Source organism: Pseudomonas sp. SDO5215_S409 (assembly GCF_054071325.1).
This window is the reverse complement of record NZ_JBSVWN010000005.1, coordinates 70436-88944: the sequence shown is the minus strand read 5'-3', so window position 1 is coordinate 88944 and position 18509 is coordinate 70436. Positions and strand designations below refer to the sequence as shown.

Annotated in this window: 14 protein-coding genes; 11 read left to right on the top strand and 3 right to left on the bottom strand. The window is 59.9% G+C overall.

The features are described from left to right. Positions 1 to 53 precede the first annotated feature (53 nt). Together ACW9H9_RS04235 and ACW9H9_RS04230 are read left to right on the top strand one after the other, a co-directional pair. The gene (locus tag ACW9H9_RS04235) at positions 54 to 1511 is read left to right on the top strand and encodes an MFS transporter (protein ID WP_457341805.1); all 1458 of its coding nucleotides are present in this window, start codon (positions 54 to 56) and stop codon (positions 1509 to 1511) included. 101 nt (positions 1512 to 1612) lie between these two features. After that, positions 1613 to 3181: a hypothetical protein gene (locus tag ACW9H9_RS04230; protein ID WP_457341806.1), complete on the top strand. Its 1569-nt coding sequence runs from the start codon at positions 1613 to 1615 to the stop codon at positions 3179 to 3181. Between the two features lie 174 nt (positions 3182 to 3355). On the opposite strand, the gene dapC is transcribed toward ACW9H9_RS04230, so the two are convergent. The 3 genes from dapC to map form a co-directional block, all read right to left on the bottom strand. Further along, positions 3356 to 4555, bottom strand: coding sequence for a succinyldiaminopimelate transaminase (dapC, locus tag ACW9H9_RS04225; protein ID WP_457341807.1), 1200 nt, complete (start codon positions 4553 to 4555; stop codon positions 3356 to 3358). A gap of 67 nt (positions 4556 to 4622) precedes the next feature. Further along, on the bottom strand, positions 4623 to 7325 hold the full coding sequence (locus tag ACW9H9_RS04220; RefSeq protein ID WP_457341808.1) for a [protein-PII] uridylyltransferase: 2703 nt from the start codon (positions 7323 to 7325) through the stop codon (positions 4623 to 4625). 63 nt (positions 7326 to 7388) lie between these two features. After that, complete coding sequence (gene map, locus ACW9H9_RS04215; RefSeq protein WP_457341809.1) at positions 7389 to 8171, bottom strand: type I methionyl aminopeptidase; 783 nt, start codon at positions 8169 to 8171, stop codon at positions 7389 to 7391. A 389-nt stretch (positions 8172 to 8560) separates the two neighbouring features. Here map and rpsB point away from each other — a divergent pair, with 389 nt between their 5' ends. The 9 genes from rpsB (at position 8561) to bamA (ending at position 18463) form a co-directional block, all read left to right on the top strand. Beyond that, the gene (gene rpsB / locus ACW9H9_RS04210) at positions 8561 to 9298 is read left to right on the top strand and encodes a 30S ribosomal protein S2 (RefSeq protein WP_003189158.1); all 738 of its coding nucleotides are present in this window, start codon (positions 8561 to 8563) and stop codon (positions 9296 to 9298) included. Between the two features lie 190 nt (positions 9299 to 9488). Then, positions 9489 to 10352 (top strand): translation elongation factor Ts, encoded by an 864-nt coding sequence (tsf, locus tag ACW9H9_RS04205; protein WP_457341810.1) that lies wholly within the window; start codon positions 9489 to 9491, stop codon positions 10350 to 10352. 208 nt (positions 10353 to 10560) lie between these two features. Beyond that, on the top strand, positions 10561 to 11304 hold the full coding sequence (pyrH, locus tag ACW9H9_RS04200) for a UMP kinase (protein WP_273908688.1): 744 nt from the start codon (positions 10561 to 10563) through the stop codon (positions 11302 to 11304). Beyond that, positions 11301 to 11858, top strand: coding sequence for a ribosome recycling factor (frr, locus tag ACW9H9_RS04195; protein ID WP_457341811.1), 558 nt, complete (start codon positions 11301 to 11303; stop codon positions 11856 to 11858). Before pyrH ends, frr begins: the two co-directional genes overlap by 4 nt. A gap of 17 nt (positions 11859 to 11875) precedes the next feature. Then, positions 11876 to 12631: a polyprenyl diphosphate synthase gene (gene uppS / locus ACW9H9_RS04190; protein WP_457341812.1), complete on the top strand. Its 756-nt coding sequence runs from the start codon at positions 11876 to 11878 to the stop codon at positions 12629 to 12631. Continuing rightward, a complete protein-coding gene (locus ACW9H9_RS04185) occupies positions 12631 to 13437 on the top strand; it encodes a phosphatidate cytidylyltransferase (RefSeq protein ID WP_457341813.1) in 807 nt (268 codons plus the stop codon). The genes uppS and ACW9H9_RS04185 overlap by 1 nt, the downstream gene beginning before the upstream one ends. Beyond that, positions 13434 to 14624, top strand: coding sequence for a 1-deoxy-D-xylulose-5-phosphate reductoisomerase (gene ispC, locus ACW9H9_RS04180; RefSeq protein WP_457341814.1), 1191 nt, complete (start codon positions 13434 to 13436; stop codon positions 14622 to 14624). The genes ACW9H9_RS04185 and ispC overlap by 4 nt, the downstream gene beginning before the upstream one ends. Before the next feature lie 24 nt (positions 14625 to 14648). Further along, positions 14649 to 16001, top strand: a complete 1353-nt coding sequence (gene rseP, locus ACW9H9_RS04175) for a sigma E protease regulator RseP (protein WP_457341815.1) — start codon at positions 14649 to 14651, stop codon at positions 15999 to 16001. A 74-nt stretch (positions 16002 to 16075) separates the two neighbouring features. Further along, positions 16076 to 18463 (top strand): outer membrane protein assembly factor BamA, encoded by a 2388-nt coding sequence (bamA, locus tag ACW9H9_RS04170; protein ID WP_457341816.1) that lies wholly within the window; start codon positions 16076 to 16078, stop codon positions 18461 to 18463. Positions 18464 to 18509: the final 46 nt, after the last annotated feature.

Sequence of the window (18509 nt, the reverse complement as noted above, 5' to 3'; positions counted from 1 at the left end):
GGCGGATCGGCTCGGATTTTTTGACTTATAAAAATTCCCGACAAGGATTGGCCATGACCGTACATCAGCGTCACCGCGAGCGCGGGCAGCTATTTGAAACCGATCTTCCTGCACGACTTGATCGATTACCCTGGGGCCGTTTTCATACGTTGATGGTGTTTGCGCTGGGTATCACCTGGCTGCTCGATGGCCTGGAGGTGACCCTGGCCGGTTCGGTGTCCGGCGCGCTCAAGAGCAGCCCGGACCTGCGCATGAGCAATTTTGATATCGGCCTGGCGGGCGGCGTTTACATCGCCGGTGCGGTGCTGGGCGCCTTGCTGTTCGGCTGGCTGACCGATCGCATGGGGCGTCGCAAGCTGTTTTTTGTCACGCTGTGGTTGTACATCGGGGCCACGGCGGCCACCGGGTTTTCGTTCAACCTGGAAAGCTTTTTGCTGTTTCGCTTTCTCACGGGCATGGGCATCGGCGGCGAATACACCGCCATCAATTCGACCATTCAGGAGTTCACGCCTGCCCGCTACCGTGGCTGGGTGGACCTGACCGTCAATGGCACCTTCTGGCTGGGCGCTGCCCTGGGGGCCGGCGGGGCGATTGTGTTGCTGGACCCGCAGTTGGTTGGCGAGGACCTGGGCTGGCGCCTGTGTTTTGGCATCGGCGCCGCGCTGGGCCTGGTGATTCTGGTGATGCGCCTGTGGCTGCCCGAGAGCCCGCGCTGGCTGATGATCCATGGGCGGCACGACGAAGCGCGACGTATCGTCGAAGGCATCGAGGCACGCTTCAAGCAGCAAGGCCACACGCTGTCAGCCGTCACCGGAGCGCCGCTGCGCCTGCACGCGCGCGATCACACCCCGCTTGGGGAGATCTTCCATACCCTGTTTGTGAGTTTTCGCCGTCGGGCGCTGGTCGGCATGACGTTACTCACCGCCCAGGCCTTCTTCTATAACGCGATTTTCTTTACCTACGCCCTGGTGCTCACCGACTTTTATCACGTGCCTTCCGAGCGGGTCGGCTGGTACGTGTTACCGCTGGCCTTGGGTAACTTCTGCGGGCCGTTGCTGCTGGGGCGCCTGTTCGATGTGGTCGGGCGCCGCGTCATGATCAGCAGCACCTACGCGATCTCGGGGGTGTTGCTGGTCATCACCGGGTACGCCTTCCAGCAAAGCTGGCTGGACGTGACGCAGCAAGCCGCGTCGTGGATGGTGATTTTCTTTTTCGCATCGGCCGCCGCCAGTTCTGCCTACCTGACGGTGGCAGAAACCTTCCCGCTGGAAATCCGCGCCCTGGCCATCGCCGTGTTTTATGCCCTGGGCACCGGCCTTGGCGGGATCATCGGGCCGATGTTGTTCGGCCAACTGATCCAGACCCAGGAGCGCAGCAGTCTGTTCCTGGGCTACGTGATCGGTGCCGTCATGATGTGTGCGGCTGCGGTGGTGCAGGCGGTATGGGGCGTGGCGGCCGAGCGCCAGTCCTTGGAGCAGGTGGCCAGGCCATTGTCGCAGGCGGACGATTGAGCGGGGCGCCGGACGGTGGGAACCGGTTTGGGCGTTGTTCCACTCACTATCGGGTTGCAAGAATCGTATCTTTTTATGTGCATCAACCGGGAGCGCAGGTATTGAACAGAGTGTCGTCATACGGTCCACCCCCTGCGGGCATGCATACGGGCGAGCCGCGACATGAACCGGTGGGTGGTACACCGGCCGTCACGGGGCAATCCGCGTCTGACGACGATCTGAATATTTTGCAAAAGCGGCCGTCTGGCGGTGAGGACAGCTTGAATCTGCACGCTATCTGGACGTCAGTGTCTCGCTACGCGCCTGCCAGCTCATCGCGGCAGTCTTACCGGGAAAAGATGGCGACGGCTTACATAACGTCCAGTTTTGCGGCGAACCGGGCCCCCAAAAACGTGAATGCTTCGCTGTGGACCGACATGGACAGAAACCTGTCGGCGCTACTCAGGCCCGTAGTGCGCCCCAATGGCAGCGAGATTGAAATCCCGCACTCGATGATCGCCAAATCACGGTTGAACGTTCATCCACGCGATGACATTCAAGACATGATCCACGCGGTGGACGACGACGCCACACGGCTTATGCTGACAAAAATTTATCACCACCCCCTGTCGGAAAACGTCGGCGCACGCTCGGACCTTCTTCGCCACCTGTGCGGCATGCTCGATCCCGGCAAGGTCAACGTTTATATGGATATTGACGATATGACCCGGGCGTTGACGAGCGAAGTGCTGAAGCTGAAAAAGTATCGGCATCTGTCCTTCAGCGACATCAGCGCCATGCCCGGGCGTGAGCGAGCCAAGTTACTGATCACGGCCATTGGTGATGACGGGCTCTTTAAGAAGATGCAGAACAAGACCATTACCGTTGCGCCGAAAATACTCTCCAAGGGACACCTGACGCTGGGTGCCGAAAACAGCATGCAGGCCCAGGTGCCGAGGCACAAGCAGGGTGAGCGAGTCGCCAGGCATATGCTCATGGCCATGGACTCCGGGGTTTATACCGGGAAAAGCCTGCCACGTTCGCTGCGTCAGAAACCCAGCGAATTCCGGCAGGATGAGCGTTGGGGGTATGAGGTCCCGCTGAAGGTGCTGAGCGGGTTAACCAAATTGGCGACCATTGCCCCTGATCAAGCAAACAGCCAGGGTTTTTATGCCGATTACCTCGCCAAGCTAGGCAAGATGAGCCGCGATGATCAGGCGTCCGCCCAGCCAGCGCTTATTGATCATTTCCGATTTTCCGAATCGGTTCGCCAAAGCCAGGGCGAACTCCAGCATGCGATGGATGCATTGGTCGATGCCACCAAGGACGAGGCGCTGCCCGCTGCCGAAAAAGAACGTCTGTTCAGTAAAATTGCCGCCCGCCACTTGGTGTTCAGTCACTGTATTCAGCTGATTGAGGCGACAGTCAATGTCAGTACTTACCTGGCGCAATTGGGCTCCCACGCCAAGGAAAAGGCGGACGGCAAGATTCCGGAGTTCAATAATTTGTTTTGGAACGTCGCCGGTAACTTTCCTTATGTCGATACCACGGACAGTTGGAAAGGCGAACTGAAGATTGATTGCGAGGTGCCTGATCAGGCTTATGAGGTGAAGCAGGCAGACCTGGCGGAGGCGTTTTCCGATATTCGGGCGATGGTACTTAATCGCTTGGGCGGTGGGTATCAGGTGTGACGGTTCCCCAAGTGGGTAACCCCGGCCCTGCCACGGTTTTTGCAACCAACGCCTGCCGGCGCATGCGCAGGCGTATTCGAAGAAGTGGCCAAAAGAGCCGATGTCCATAGCAGGCACTCAAGTAGCGAACCTCTGAGCGGCTGTTATGAATCATCAGTTCCTTGCGCGGGTCGATCAGTTTTTACGTTGGATAAACGCGCGAATCCGCTCGGCGGCTTCGACGCACTCGGCCAGCGGAGCCACCAGCGCCAGGCGCACACGACCGGCGCCGGGGTTGACGCCGTCCACTTCGCGGGACAAGTAGGAGCCCGGCACAACGGTGACGTGTTCTTGCTGGAACAGGTCGCGGCAAAACGCGGCATCGTCGCCCTTCACATTCGGCCACAGGTAGAAGCCGCCGTCGGGGTGCTGCACGTCCAGCACGGGCTTGAGGATGGCCAGCACGGCGTCGAATTTTTCCCGGTACAGGTCGCGGTTGGCTTGCACATGGGCCTCATCCTGCCAGGCGGCAATGCTGGCCAGTTGGGTTTGTACGGGCATCGCGCAGCCGTGGTAGGTGCGGTACAGCAGGAACGCCTTGAGGATCTGGGCGTCGCCCGCCACAAAACCGGAGCGCAGGCCCGGCAGGTTGGAGCGCTTGGACAGGCTGTGGAACACCACGCAGCGCTTGAAGTCTTCGCGGCCCAGTTCCACACAGGCGCTGAGCAGGCCGGGCGGCGGGGTGTTTTCGTCGAAGTAGAGTTCGCTGTAGCACTCGTCGGCAGCGATGACAAAGTCATGCTCGTCGGCCAGGGCGACGAGTTTTTTCAAGGTGGCCACGGGGATCAGTGCGCCGGTAGGGTTGCCCGGGGAGCACAGGAACAGGATCTGGCAACGCTTCCAGGTGTCTGCGGACACGGCGTCGAAGTCCGGGTTGAAACCGTTGGCGTCCAGGCACGGCAGGTAGTGCGGCTTGGCCCCGGCGAGGAAGGCTGCGCCTTCGTAGATCTGGTAGAACGGGTTCGGGCTGACCACCAGCGCGTCGTCGCCGCGGTTGACCACGGTCTGGGTAAACGCGAACAACGCTTCACGGGTGCCATTGACCGGCAGGATATTGCGCGCCGGGTCCAGCCAGCCTTGAGGCACATCGAAGCGGCGCTCGCACCACACGCCAATCGCCTCGCGCAGGGCCGGGATGCCCAGCGTGGTGGGGTAGACGGCCATCTGGTCGAGGCTGCCTGCCAGTGCGTCGGCCACAAATTGCGGGGAGGTGTGCTTGGGCTCGCCGATGGACAGCGCGATAGGGCGCTTGTCTGGGTTTGGCGTGACGCTGCCGAGCAGGGCGCGCAGTTTTTCGAACGGGTAGGGCTGCAACTGGTTCAGGGCGTTGTTCATGTAGGCCTCTATCAAAATGGGCACACACCCTGTGGGCGCCGGCGTGCCCACAGAGCAAGGGAATGGGTTAGAAGGTCAGGCGTGACGGCGTGGCGCCGGGCTCCTGGTTGACGCTCAACTGCTGGACGATGGCGTCCTGCAAGCGCAGGCACAGCTCAGGGTCGGACAGCGGTTGGTTGTCGGCGTCGGTAATAAAGAACACGTCTTCGACCCGTTCGCCCAGGGTTGCAATCTTGGCGTTTTGCAGCGACAGGTCGAACTCCAGGAAGATGGTGCCGATACGGGCCAGCAGCCCCGGCCGGTCCGGCGCGCTCAGTTCCAGCACGGTCACCGGGCGCTGGGCGTCGTTGGAAATGGTCACCTGGGGCGCAAAGGCAAAATGCTTGAGCTGGCGCGGCACGCGGCGCTGGATGATGGTGGGGTAGTCATCGGGGTTGCGCAGGGCGTCGGTGAGGCCGTCACGGATCTGTTTGACGCGCACCGGGTTGTCGCCGATCGAGTCGCCGTCGGTGTCGAGCACGATGTAGGTGTCGAGGGTGAACTGGCTGCTGGAGGTGATGACGCGGGCGTCGTGGATGTTCAGGTTGAGCTGGTCCATGGCGGCCACGGTCACGGCGAAGAAGTCGTGCTGGTCGGGCGCATAGATGAAGATCTGCGTGCCGCCCTCGAATTCGCGCTGGGTGGTTTCCTTGATCAGCACCAGCGGGCCGCCGTCGACCGGCTGCTGCAGGATTGCGTCGGTGTGCCAGGCCACGTCGCCTGCGGTGTGGCGCAGGAAATAGTCATCGCCCAATTGCGACCAGAGCTGCTCGACATCGTCCGGGTCGTTGCCGCCGCGCACCAGGATGTCCAGGGCGGCGGTCTGGGTGCGGCGGATCTGCTCTTCGCGGTCCACCGGGTTTTCCAGGCCACGGCGCAGGGCGCGCTTGGTTTCGGTGTAGAGCTGGCGCAGCAGGCTGGCGCGCCAGGAGTTCCACAGCGTGGGGTTGGTGGCGTTGATGTCGGAGACGGTCAAGACGTACAGGTAGTCCAAGTGGGCTTCGTCGCCGACGATCTGCGCGAAATCGTGGATTACCTGCGGGTCGGACAAGTCTTTGCGCTGGGCCGTGGTGGACATCACCAGGTGGTTTTGCACCAGCCACACGATCAGGCGGCTGTCCCACGCCGGGAGCTGATGGCGCTGGCAGAAGGCCTCGGCGTCAACCGCGCCGACTTCCGAGTGATCGCCCTGCCGGCCCTTGCCGATGTCGTGGTACAGGCCCGCCAGGTAGATGAGCTCGGGCTTGGGCAGCTTGGCCATGAGCTTGCTGGCCAGCGGGAATTTCTCTGACACCTGGGTGTATTGCAGCTTACGCAGGTGCTTGATCAGGTTCAGCGTGTGGGCGTCCACGGTGTAGATGTGGAACAGGTCGTGCTGCATCTGCCCCACGATAAAACCGAACTCCGGCAGGTAGCGCCCCAGAATGCCGTAGCGGTTCATGCGCCGCAGGTTGCGGTGGATACCGATCTTGCACTTGAACAGCTCGATAAACAGGCTGGTGTTGCGGATGTCGTTGCGAAAGTCGTCGTCGATCAGATGCCGGTTTTCCCGCAGCAGGCGGATCGTGTCGGCGCGTACGCCTTTGATGTCTGGCTGCTGGGCCATCAGCACGAAAATTTCGAGCATGGCAAACGGCGTGCGGCTGAATACATTGGCGTTGCGGGCTTCGATATAGCCGTCGTGCAGCTGGAAGCGCGCGTTGATCGGCTGCGGCGGGGCTTCGTCTTCCGGTGCCAGGATGACTTCTTCAAAGTGCTGAATGATCAGGTCGCTGAGCTGGGCAATGCTCATGACCACCCGGTAGTACTGCTGCATGAAGCTTTCGATGGCTGTCTTCGCGTCCGCGCCTTCAAAGCCGAGCAGGGTGGCGATGGAGCGCTGGTGGTCGAACAGCAGGCGGTCTTCGGAGCGCCCGGCGAGCATGTGCAGGGCGTAGCGCACTTTCCACAAGAACTCTTGCGAGGAGGCCAGCAGGGCGTTTTCGCTTTCTACCAGGAAACCCTCGCCCGCCAGTGCGCGCAGGTTCAGGGTGCCGTATTGGCGGCGGGCCACCCACAGGATGGTCTGGATGTCGCGCAGGCCGCCGGGGGAGCCTTTGACGTTGGGTTCCAGGTTGTATTCGGTGTCGTTGTATTTGTGGTGCCGGGCTTTTTGCTCGGCACGTTTGGCCAGGAAAAAGTCCTTGCTGGGCCACATGTGCGCGGTGCTGGTGACTTCCAACATGCGCTGGCGCAGGCGCTCGGGGCCGGCGATGGTGCGGCTTTCCATCAGGTTGGTGATGACGGTCAGGTCGGCGCGGGCTTCTTCGGCGCATTCGTCCACCGAGCGCACGCTTTGCCCCACTTCCAGGCCGATGTCCCACAGCAGCGTCAGAAAACGCTCGATGGAATCGCGAAAGATCTCGTGGTCGGCGCTGTCGAGCAAAATCAGCAGGTCGATGTCGGAGTAGGGGTGCAATTCGCCGCGGCCATAGCCGCCGACGGCCACCAGGGCGATGTCGGCGTCTTCACTCCAGGTGAATTGCTCCCAGGCCTGTTGCAGCACGTTGTCTACAAACCAGGCGCGGTCCTCGATCAGCCGACGGATGTCCCGGCCGCTGCGAAAACGCTCGTCGAGCACCTCGCGGGCCTGGCGGATGGCCTTCTTGAACGCGGCGATGGGGCTGGCCTTCAGCGCCAGTTCCGCCTGGAACTGGCCACGGTCGAAGAGTTCGGGATCCACTTGGGGCATCGCTCGGCTTTCCTTTCTATCTATCAGTCAGTCACAGGGTTACGGGGAAAACCGAAGCACGCCTCACGCGGAAACGCGAGGGATGGTGTCGTCTGCGCGCAGGGTGAAGATCTCGTAGCCGGTTTCGGTCACCAACAAAGTGTGTTCCCACTGGGCCGAGAGCTTGCGGTCCTTGGTGATGGCGGTCCAGCCGTCGCCCAGTACCTTGGTGTCGGCCTTGCCCTGGTTGATCATGGGCTCGATGGTGAACGTCATGCCTGCCTTGAGCTCCATGCCGGTGCCGGCGCGGCCGTAATGCAGGATCTGGGGCTCTTCGTGGAACACGGTGCCGATGCCATGGCCACAGAATTCGCGGACCACGGAGAAACCGTTCTTTTCCGCGTGTTTCTGGATGACTTCACCGATGTCGCCCAGGCGGCAGCCAGGCTTGACGATTTCGATGGCCTTGTACATGCATTCCTGGGTGATTTGCGACAGACGCTCGGCCCAGACCGGCACGTTGCCGATGTGGAACATGCGGCTGGTGTCGCCGAAGTAGCCGTTTTTGATCACGGTGACGTCGATGTTCAGGGTGTCGCCGTCTTTGAGGGGCTTGTCACCGGGGATGCCGTGGCACACCACGTGGTTGACCGACGTGCAGATCGACTTGGGGAAACCCTTGTAGTTGAGCGGGGCAGGGATGGCCTGCTGCACGTCGACAATATAGTTGTGGCAAATGCGGTCCAGCTCTTCGGTGGTGATGCCTGGCTTGACGTGTTCGGCAATCATTTCCAGCACGTCGGCGGCCAGTTTGCCGGCAATGCGCATGCCAGCGATGTCTTCGGCGGATTTGAGGGTGACGGTCATACAGGCTCTCTCTAGCGCGACGCGCTGCAAATCAATACGGTTTACGGGTGTGCGACAAAAAGTTACGACGCTCGCACAAGCCCCAAAAAACGCGATTCTAACAGACGCGAAGGGCAAACCATCAGCGTCTGGCGATCGCGTGTGCCTATAAAGTGTGGGCATTTTCGGCCTATTCAAAGGCTTGCGCAAAAACGGTGACCGGCAAATGTGATTGCGGGTTTCGTTTTTGACCTTCGTGTGGTATAAAATGCGCCGCTTTCCGGGGATACCCCCGCAGAGCTTAAATCCACACACGTGTCGACACGATGACCTGGGTGCCGGAGGCTTTCATGCCGCTGGTTGGTCATTGGGATACGTGGAGGCCAAACCCGACTTATTAAGGAACTATCATGTCCCAAGTCAACATGCGCGATATGCTGAAGGCCGGTGTGCACTTCGGTCACCAGACCCGTTACTGGAACCCGAAAATGGGCAAGTACATTTTCGGCGCGCGCAACAAGATCCACATCATCAACCTTGAAAAAACCCTGCCAATGTTCAACGAAGCGCTGACTTTCGTAGAGCGTCTGGCCCAGGGCAAAAACAAGATTCTGTTCGTCGGCACCAAGCGTTCCGCTGGCAAGATCGTTGCTGAAGAAGCAGCACGTTGCGGTTCGCCGTACGTCGACCACCGCTGGTTGGGCGGCATGCTGACCAACTTCAAAACCATCCGTGCTTCCATCAAGCGTCTGCGTGACCTTGAAGTGCAAGCCGAAGACGGTACCTTCGCCAAGCTGACCAAGAAAGAAGCGCTGATGCGCTCCCGTGACCTGGAAAAGCTGGACCGTTCCCTGGGTGGTATCAAGGACATGGGCGGTCTGCCTGACGCACTGTTCGTTATCGACGTTGATCACGAGCGCATCGCGATCACCGAAGCCAACAAGCTGGGCATCCCAGTTATCGGCGTAGTCGATACCAACAGCAGCCCGGAAGGCGTTGACTACATCATCCCAGGCAACGATGACGCCATCCGCGCTATCCAGCTGTACATGGGTTCGATGGCTGACGCTGTAATCCGTGGTCGCAACCACGTTGCTGGCGGTACCGAGCAGTTCGTTGAAGAAGCTCCGGTAGCTGCAGCTGAGTAATTGACGCCTTGGCGTTGACTCAGTAAGCAAAAAGGGGGCTTGGCCCCCTTTTTGCCACCTCGAAAACCGTTTGTCGGCAGCGCAGCTACAACAGTTGTAACGTGCAGCAGCCTACAAGAGTGGTTCGAGAAGAATTGATCGCCCGTTTGACGGGTGGAATGGTTGAAAACCTATCCAAGAGGATTTTGAAATGGCAGAGATTACTGCAGCGTTGGTTAAAGAACTGCGTGAGCGTACCGGCGAAGGCATGATGGATTGCAAAAAGGCTTTGACCAAAGCCGGCGGCGACATCGAAAAAGCCATCGACGACATGCGTGCTTCCGGCGCCATCAAGGCTGCCAAGAAAGCCGGCAACGTAGCGGCTGAAGGCGCTATCGCTCTGAAAGAAGACGGTAAATCCGCCGTTCTGCTGGAAGTGAACTCGCAGACCGACTTCCTGGCCCTGCAAGACGACTTCAAGGCATTCGTGGCTGCCAGCGTTTCCAAGGCATTCACCGACAAGCTGACCACCGTTGAGCCTCTGATCGAAGCTCAAGAGGCTGATCGCCTGGTACTGGTTGGCAAGGTTGGCGAAAACGTCAACATCCGTCGCCTGGTTCGCGTTGAAGGCGACGTGGTCGGCGGTTACCTGCACGGTAACAAGATCGGTGTGGCTGTTGTCCTCAAAGGCGGCGACGTTGATCTGGCCAAGGACATCGCTATGCACGTAGCGGCGACCAACCCTGAATTCCTGCTGCCTTCGGAAGTGTCTGCCGAAGCGATCGAGCGCGAGAAGGGTGTATTCCTGAGCCTGAACGCTGACAAAATCGCGGGCAAGCCAGAAAACATCGTTGAAAACATGGTCAAGGGCCGTATCAGCAAGTTCCTGGCTGAAGCGAGCCTGGTTGAGCAGGCGTTCGTCAAGAACCCTGAAATCAAGGTCGGCGAACTGGCCAAGAAAGCCGGTGCTGAAATCGTTTCCTTCACTTACTTCAAAGTAGGCGAAGGCATCGAGAAGCCGGTCGACAACTTCGCTGAAGAAGTGGCTGCCCAGCTGGCTGCTGCCAAGCAGTAAGACCGTTATAAACTGTCGCCCAAAAGAGGCTGCCCGCTCACGCGCGCAGCCTCTTTTCAAATGGATTGCCGGTATATTTGGTTTCCCGTTGGAACTGGCTTACAAAGCTGTGTTCCGATGGCGCTGGTACAACGTCCAGCTAGAGTGAACGCAGGCCGTAAACGGCTTGCCAAGAATTTTTGATTAAACGCCGCAGGAGAGATTCGCAATGGCTCAGCAGGGCAGTGGCTATCAGGCTCGCTATAAACGCATTCTACTCAAACTTAGCGGCGAGGCCCTGATGGGCTCGGAAGAGTTCGGGATCGATCCCAAGGTGCTCGATCGCATGGCGCTGGAAGTCGGCCAACTGGTCGGCATCGGCGTTCAGGTGGGCCTGGTGATCGGCGGCGGTAACTTGTTCCGTGGGGCAGCGCTCAGCGCCGCTGGCATGGACCGTGTGACCGGCGACCACATGGGCATGTTGGCCACGGTGATGAACGGCCTGGCCATGCGCGACGCCCTTGAGCGCGCCAACATCTCGGCCATCGTGATGTCGGCGATTTCCATGGTTGGCGTGACCGATCACTATGATCGCCGCAAAGCCATGCGCCACCTGAACTCCAAGGACGTGGTCATCTTTGCCGCCGGTACTGGCAACCCGTTCTTCACCACCGACTCGGCGGCGTGCCTGCGGGCTATCGAAATCGATGCCGACGTGGTGCTCAAGGCAACCAAGGTTGATGGTGTGTACACCGCAGATCCATTCAAGGACCCGCATGCCGAGAAGTTCGATCATCTGACTTACGATGAAGTGCTGGATCGCAAGCTGGGCGTGATGGACCTGACGGCTATTTGCCTGTGCCGCGACCACAAGATGCCGCTGCGCGTATTTAACATGAACAAGCCCGGCGCCCTGCTGAACATCGTACACGGCGGCGCGGAAGGGACTCTGATCGAGGAAGGCGAACAATGATCAACGAAATCAAGAAAGACGCTCAGGTGCGTATGGCCAAATCCCTGGAGTCTCTGGCTCACGCTTTCGGCCAGATTCGTACCGGCAAGGCTCACCCGAGCATCCTGGGCAGCGTGATGGTGCCTTACTACGGCGCGGACACCCCGTTGAGCGGTGTGGCCAACGTTACCGTCAAGGACTCCCGTACCCTGCAAGTCGTGGCGTTTGAGCGCAACATGCTCGCGGCCGTCGACAAGGCGATCCAGAGCGCTGGCCTGAACCTCAACCCGACCAACCTGGGTGAGCTGCTGCTGATTTCCATGCCAGCCCTGACCGAAGAAACCCGCAAGGGCTTCACCAAGCAGGCGCGTAGCGCAGCCGAAGACGCCCGTGTTGCCGTGCGCAACATTCGTCGCGATGCCCTGGGCGACTTGAAGAAACTGGTCAAGGACAAGGAAATCAGCGAAGACGAAGAGCGTCGTGCCGTCGCTGATATCGACAAGCTGACCAAAGACGCCGAGGCCCAGATTACAAAGGCCACGGAAGAAAAAGAAAAGGACCTGATGGCCGTATAAGGGGTCAGGACGCCTTCATGGAAAAGACCAAGCAGACTGTACCCAACGTGGTGCCGCGCCATGTCGCGATCATCATGGATGGGAATAATCGCTGGGCGAAGAAGCGCTTTATGCCGGGTGTCGCCGGGCATAAAGCGGGTGTCGATGCGGTGCGTGCCGTGATCGAGGTGTGCGCCGAGGCCAAGGTCGAGGTGCTCACGCTTTTTGCCTTCTCCAGCGAGAACTGGCAGCGGCCGGCCGAAGAGGTCACTGCCTTGATGGACCTGTTCTTCAAGGCGTTGCGTCGTGAGGCCAAGCGGCTGAACGAGAACAACATCAGCCTGCGTATCATTGGCGATCGTTCGCGCTTTCATCCCGAGTTGCAGGCGGCCATGCGTGAGGCTGAAGCCCTCACGGCGGGCGCTAACCGCTTTGTGTTGCAAATTGCGGCCAACTACGGGGGGCAGTGGGATATCGCCCAGGCTGCCCAGCGTCTGGCGCGCGAAGTGCAATCCGGGCACTTACGGCCCGAAGACATCACGCCCGAGCTGCTGCAAACCTGTCTGGTCACCGGCGATCTGCCGCTGCCCGACCTGTGTATCCGCACCGGGGGGGAGCATCGCGTCAGCAATTTCCTGCTGTGGCAGCTGGCCTACACCGAGCTGTACTTCTCCGACCTGTTCTGGCCGGACTTCAAACACGAGGCCATGCGTAACGCACTGGCTGATTTCGCTTCACGCCAGCGCCGTTTCGGTAAAACGAGCGAGCAGGTCGAAGCTGGAGCCCGGGTTTAATGCTTAAACAACGAATCATCACGGCACTGATCCTGCTGCCGATTGCCTTGTGCGGTTTTTTCCTGCTCGAGGGGGCAGGCTTTGCGCTGTTCATCGGCCTGGTTGTGACCCTTGGGGCCTGGGAATGGGCGCGTCTGGCGGGTTTCACCGCGCAGTTGGCTCGTGTGGCTTACGCCGCTGTCGTGGCGCTGTTGTTGTTCGTGATGTACATCCTGCCAGGCGTGGCGCCCTGGGTTCTGGGGGCGGCAGTGCTGTGGTGGGCGGCGGCCACTTTCCTGGTGTTGACCTTTCCGCGTACCAGCGCCCAATGGTCCAGTGCCCTCTGCAAACTGGTCATCGGGTTGCTGATCCTGTTGCCCGCCTGGCAAGGCCTGGTGCTGATCAAGCAGGCACCGATGGGCAATTGGCTGATCATGGCGGTGATGGTGCTGGTGTGGGGCGCCGATATTGGCGCTTACTTCTCCGGCCGGGCCTTTGGCAAGCGCAAGTTGGCGCCTGCGGTCAGCCCGGGTAAAAGCTGGGAAGGCGTGTACGGTGGGCTGGCATTGACCCTGGTTATCACATTGGTGGTGGGGCTTGTGCGCGGCTGGGCCGCCACGCAACTCTTTATGGCGTTGGTGGGTGCTGCGGTCGTGGTGCTGATTTCTGTGGTCGGCGACCTGACCGAAAGCATGTTCAAGCGCCAGGCCGGGATCAAGGACAGCAGCAACCTGCTGCCGGGTCACGGTGGGGTGCTGGACCGCATCGACAGCCTGACCGCCGCATTGCCAATCTTTGCCGTGCTGTTGTGGATGACCGCCTCGTGAGCCGTCTTCAGCAAGTGACGGTGCTGGGGGCCACGGGCTCGGTCGGGTTGAGCGCGCTGGACGTCATCGCGCGTCACCCTGAGCGTTATCAGATTTTCGCGCTGACCGGCTTCAGCCGTTTGAGCGAACTGCTGGCGTTGTGTGTTCGCCATACGCCGCGCTACGCCGTGGTGCCCGAGGTGGCGGCAGCCCGGCAATTGCAGGATGGCCTGCGGGCGGCGGGCCTGTCGACGCAAGTGTTGGTGGGCGAGGAGGGGTTGTGTCAGGTTTCGGCCGATTCTCAGGTCGACACCGTGGTGGCCGCCATCGTGGGCGCTGCTGGCTTGCGCCCCACACTGGCAGCGGTCGACGCCGGCAAGAAAATCTTGCTGGCCAATAAAGAAGCGTTGGTGATGTCTGGCGCGCTGTTCATGCAGGCGGTGCGCAAGAGCGGGGCGGTGTTGTTGCCCCTGGACAGCGAGCACAACGCGATCTTCCAGTGCATGCCCGGTGACTTTGCCCGCGGGTTGAGCCAGGTCGGTGTGCGGCGGATTCTGCTGACCGCGTCTGGCGGGCCGTTCCGGCAAACGCCGCTGGCCGAGCTTGAGCACGTTTCGGCGGATCAGGCGTGCGCTCATCCCAATTGGTCCATGGGGCGCAAGATCTCGGTGGACTCGGCCAGCATGATGAACAAGGGGTTGGAGCTGATCGAGGCCTGCTGGTTGTTCGATGCTGCCCCTGGTCTGGTCGAGGTGGTGGTTCACCCACAAAGTGTGATTCATTCGCTGGTCGACTACGTGGATGGATCGGTCCTGGCCCAGTTGGGCAACCCCGACATGCGCACCCCGATCGCCAACGCCCTGGCGTGGCCCGAGCGCATCGACTCGGGCGTGGCGCCCCTGGACTTGTTTGCCATTGCGCGCCTGGATTTTGAAGCGCCTGACGAGCAGCGTTTCCCTTGCCTGCGCCTGGCGCGACAAGCGGCCGAGGCGGGCAACAGTGCACCGGCGATGCTTAATGCGGCCAACGAAGTGGCGGTGGCGGCGTTTCTTGAGGGGCGCATTCGGTTTCCGCAGATCGCGAGTATCATCGAGGACGTGTTGAGCCTTGAGCCTGTGGTCGCCGTCAATGAGTTGGGTGCGGTGTTCGAGGTGGATGCAAAAGCTCGGTTGCTGGCCGGGCAATGGTTGGGCCGCAACGCGCGTTAGCCTTTTGGAATGCGGAGAAATTAGATGAGTGCGCTTTACATGATTGTCGGCACCCTGGTTGCTCTGGGTGTGTTGGTGACCTTCCATGAGTTCGGCCACTTCTGGGTGGCACGTCGTTGCGGCGTCAAGGTATTGCGCTTTTCCGTCGGTTTTGGCACGCCATTGCTGCGCTGGCATGATCGCTTTGGCACCGAATTCGTGATTGCCGCCATCCCGTTGGGTGGCTACGTCAAAATGCTCGATGAGCGTGAAGGCGAAGTGCCGGCAGACCAGTTGGATCAATCCTTCAACCGCAAGACTGTTCGTCAGCGCATCGCCATTGTCGCAGCCGGTCCCATTGCCAACTTTTTGCTGGCGATCGTGTTCTTCTGGATCCTGGCCATGCTGGGCAGCCAGCAGGTGCGTCCGGTCATTGGTGCGGTCGAGGCGGGCAGTATGGCCGCCCAAGGCGGGCTGACCGCTGGCCAGGAAATTGTTTCAATTGATGGCGAACCTACCACGGGCTGGGGCGCGGTCAATCTGCAGTTGGTGCGCCGCCTGGGTGAGAGCGGCAGCCTGAACGTCGTGGTGCGTGAGCAGGATTCTACCGCTGAAACATCGCGTGAGCTGGTGCTGGATCATTGGCTTAAAGGGGCCGACGAGCCTGACCCGATCAAGTCGTTGGGCATTCGCCCATGGCGCCCGGCCTTGCCGCCGGTCCTGGCAGAGATGGACCCCAAAGGGCCGGCCCAGGCTGCTGGCCTGAAGGCTGGCGACCGCCTGCTGGCGCTCGACGGCCAGGCGCTGACCGACTGGCAGCAAGTGGTCGATCTGGTGCGTGTACGGCCTGATACCAAAATTGTGCTGAAAATTGAGCGCGATGGTGCTCAAATCGACGTCCCTGTCACCCTGGCGGTTCGTGGTGAGGCCAAGGCGGCCAGTGGTTACCTGGGGGCGGGTGTAAAAGGTGTCGAGTTGCCGCCGTCGATGGTGCGTGAGGTCAGTTTCGGGCCTTTGGCGGCAATTGGCGAAGGTGCGCGTCGCACCTGGACCATGAGTGTGCTGACCCTCGATTCCCTGAAGAAAATGTTGTTCGGCGAGCTCTCGGTAAAAAACTTGAGTGGACCGATAACCATTGCTAAAGTGGCGGGCGCTTCTGCCCAGTCGGGCGTGGCTGATTTCCTGAATTTCCTGGCTTATCTGAGTATTAGCCTCGGGGTTCTGAATTTGCTGCCCATTCCAGTACTGGATGGGGGGCATCTGTTGTTTTATCTGGTCGAATGGGCGCGTGGTCGCCCTTTGTCGGATCGGGTACAGGGTTGGGGGATACAGATCGGTATCAGCTTGGTGGTCGGAGTGATGTTGCTGGCTCTGGTCAACGATCTGGGACGACTGTAACGCTTCGCTGAATTGCGAATCTGCCGCATATTGCGGCAGTTTGTTTATTGCCAGTTGGAATAAGAAAGGACTTCATGAAACGTCTGCTGCTAACTGCGGTTCTCACCGTATTGATGATCGCCGAAGTTCACGCCGAGTCCTTCACCATCTCCGATATTCGCGTCAACGGCCTCCAGCGGGTTTCCGCAGGTAGCGTCTTTGGTGCGTTACCGTTGAACGTCGGAGAGCAGGCTGATGACCGTCGCCTGGTGGAATCCACTCGTGCGCTGTTCAAAACCGGTTTCTTTCAAGATATCCAACTGGGTCGCGAAGGCAATGTCCTGGTCATTACTGTTGTCGAGCGGCCTTCGGTGGCCAGCATCGAGATCGAAGGCAACAAGGCGATCTCCACCGACGACCTGATGAAAGGCCTGAAACAGTCGGGCCTGGCCGAGGGCGAAATCTTCCAGCGTGCCACCCTTGAAGGTGTGCGTAACGAACTGCAACGCCAGTACGTTGCCCAGGGCCGCTACTCTGCCACCGTCGAAACCGAGGTTGTGCCGCAACCCCGTAACCGCGTCGGTCTGAAGGTCAAGATCAACGAAGGGACCGTGGCTGCCATCCAGCACATCAACGTGGTGGGCAACACCAAGTTTTCCGACGACGACCTGATCGACCTGTTCGAACTCAAGACCACCAACTGGTTGTCGTTCTTCAAGAACGATGACAAGTACGCCCGTGAAAAACTCTCCGGTGACCTGGAGCGCCTGCGTTCCTACTACCTGGATCGTGGCTATATCAACATGGACATCGCTTCGACCCAGGTGTCCATCACCCCGGACAAGAAGCACGTCTACATCACCGTCAACGTCAACGAAGGCGAGAAGTACAAGGTTCGTGACGTGAAGCTCAGCGGCGACTTGAAAGTGCCTGAAGACCAGGTCAAGGCCTTGTTGCTGGTGCAGAAAGACCAGGTGTTCTCGCGCAAGCTGATGACCACCACGTCTGAACTGATCACCCGTCGCCTGGGTAACGAGGGTTATACCTTCGCCAACGTCAACGGCGTACCGACCCCGCACGATGACGACCACACCGTGGACATCACATTTGTCGTGGACCCGGGCAAGCGTGCCTACGTGAACCGCATCAACTACCGTGGCAACACCAAGACTGACGACGTGGTACTGCGCCGCGAAATGCGTCAGATGGAAGGTGGCTGGGCGTCGACTTACCTGATCGACCAGTCCAAGGTCCGCCTGGAGCGTCTGGGCTTCTTTAAAGAAGTCAACGTTGAAACCCCGGCCGTACCGGGTGTGGATGACCAGGTTGACGTGAACTATGCCGTAGAGGAACAAGCGTCCGGTTCGATCACCGCCAGCGTCGGCTTTGCCCAGAGCGCAGGTCTGATCCTGGGTGGTTCGATCACCCAGAACAACTTCCTGGGTACGGGTAACAAAGTCAGCATCGGCCTGACCCGCAGCCAATACCAGAGCCGCTATAACTTCGGTTATGTCGACCCCTACTGGACGGCTGACGGCGTGAGCCTGGGCTACAACGCCTTCTACCGCACCACCGACTACAAAGACCTCGACGTTGACGTGGCAAGCTATGCCATCGACAGCTTCGGTGTGGGCGCCAACATCGGTTACCCGATCAGCGAGACGTCGCGCCTGACCTTCGGCCTGACTGCGCAACAAGACAAGATCAAGACCGGTGTTTACACCGTGGACGAAATCTTCAACTTCGTGCGTAAAGAAGGCGATCAGTTCCTCAACTTCAAGGCTTCGGCCGGCTGGTCTGAGTCGACGCTGAACAAAGGCGTACTGGCAACGCGTGGCCACTCCCAGAGCTTGACCCTGGAAGCGACTACCCCGGGCAGCGACCTGTCGTTCTTCAAGCTCGACTACCGCGGCCAGTTGTTCACCCCGCTTACCGAAAACTACACCATGCGCTTCCATACCGAGTTGGGTTATGGCGATGGTTATGGTTCGACCAGCGGTCTGCCGTTCTATGAGAACTACTACGCCGGTGGTTTCAACTCGGTACGTGGCTTCAAGGACAGCACCCTGGGCCCGCGTGGTACCCCAAGCCGTGGCGTGGGTGTGACCGGCAACAACGGGACCATTGTTGACTCCGACGATAAGGCCCTGCCATTCGGTGGCAACGTGCTGATCCAGGGTGGTGCGGAACTGATGTTCCCGCTGCCGTTCGTGAAAGATCAACGTTCCCTGCGGACTTCGCTATTCTGGGATGTGGGTAACGTGTTCGACTCCAAGTGCGAACAGATCATCAACCCGAGTGGCGTGAAGTCCAACACTCAGTGTAACGACGTGAGCTTCAGCAACCTGGCCAGTTCCGTCGGTGTCGGCGTGACCTGGGTGACCGCCCTTGGTCCATTGAGCTTTGCTCTGGCCATGCCGGTTAAGAAACCGGATAACGCTGAAACCCAGATTTTCCAATTCTCCCTGGGCCAGACGTTCTAAGCTGAACGTCTTACCCCAAGACAATGACAACGGATTCTGTAGGAGT

Coding starts and splice junctions, on each gene's coding strand:
- ACW9H9_RS04185 (WP_457341813.1), top strand. CDS start 12,631: ATGCTTAAACAACGAATCATCACGGCACTGATCCTGCTGCCGATTGCC.
- bamA (WP_457341816.1), top strand. CDS start 16,076: ATGAAACGTCTGCTGCTAACTGCGGTTCTCACCGTATTGATGATCGCC.
- rseP (WP_457341815.1), top strand. CDS start 14,649: ATGAGTGCGCTTTACATGATTGTCGGCACCCTGGTTGCTCTGGGTGTG.
- dapC (WP_457341807.1), bottom strand. CDS start 4,555: ATGAACAACGCCCTGAACCAGTTGCAGCCCTACCCGTTCGAAAAACTG.
- tsf (WP_457341810.1), top strand. CDS start 9,489: ATGGCAGAGATTACTGCAGCGTTGGTTAAAGAACTGCGTGAGCGTACC.
- ACW9H9_RS04220 (WP_457341808.1), bottom strand. CDS start 7,325: ATGCCCCAAGTGGATCCCGAACTCTTCGACCGTGGCCAGTTCCAGGCG.
- map (WP_457341809.1), bottom strand. CDS start 8,171: ATGACCGTCACCCTCAAATCCGCCGAAGACATCGCTGGCATGCGCATT.
- rpsB (WP_003189158.1), top strand. CDS start 8,561: ATGTCCCAAGTCAACATGCGCGATATGCTGAAGGCCGGTGTGCACTTC.
- uppS (WP_457341812.1), top strand. CDS start 11,876: ATGGAAAAGACCAAGCAGACTGTACCCAACGTGGTGCCGCGCCATGTC.
- ACW9H9_RS04235 (WP_457341805.1), top strand. CDS start 54: ATGACCGTACATCAGCGTCACCGCGAGCGCGGGCAGCTATTTGAAACC.
- pyrH (WP_273908688.1), top strand. CDS start 10,561: ATGGCTCAGCAGGGCAGTGGCTATCAGGCTCGCTATAAACGCATTCTA.
- frr (WP_457341811.1), top strand. CDS start 11,301: ATGATCAACGAAATCAAGAAAGACGCTCAGGTGCGTATGGCCAAATCC.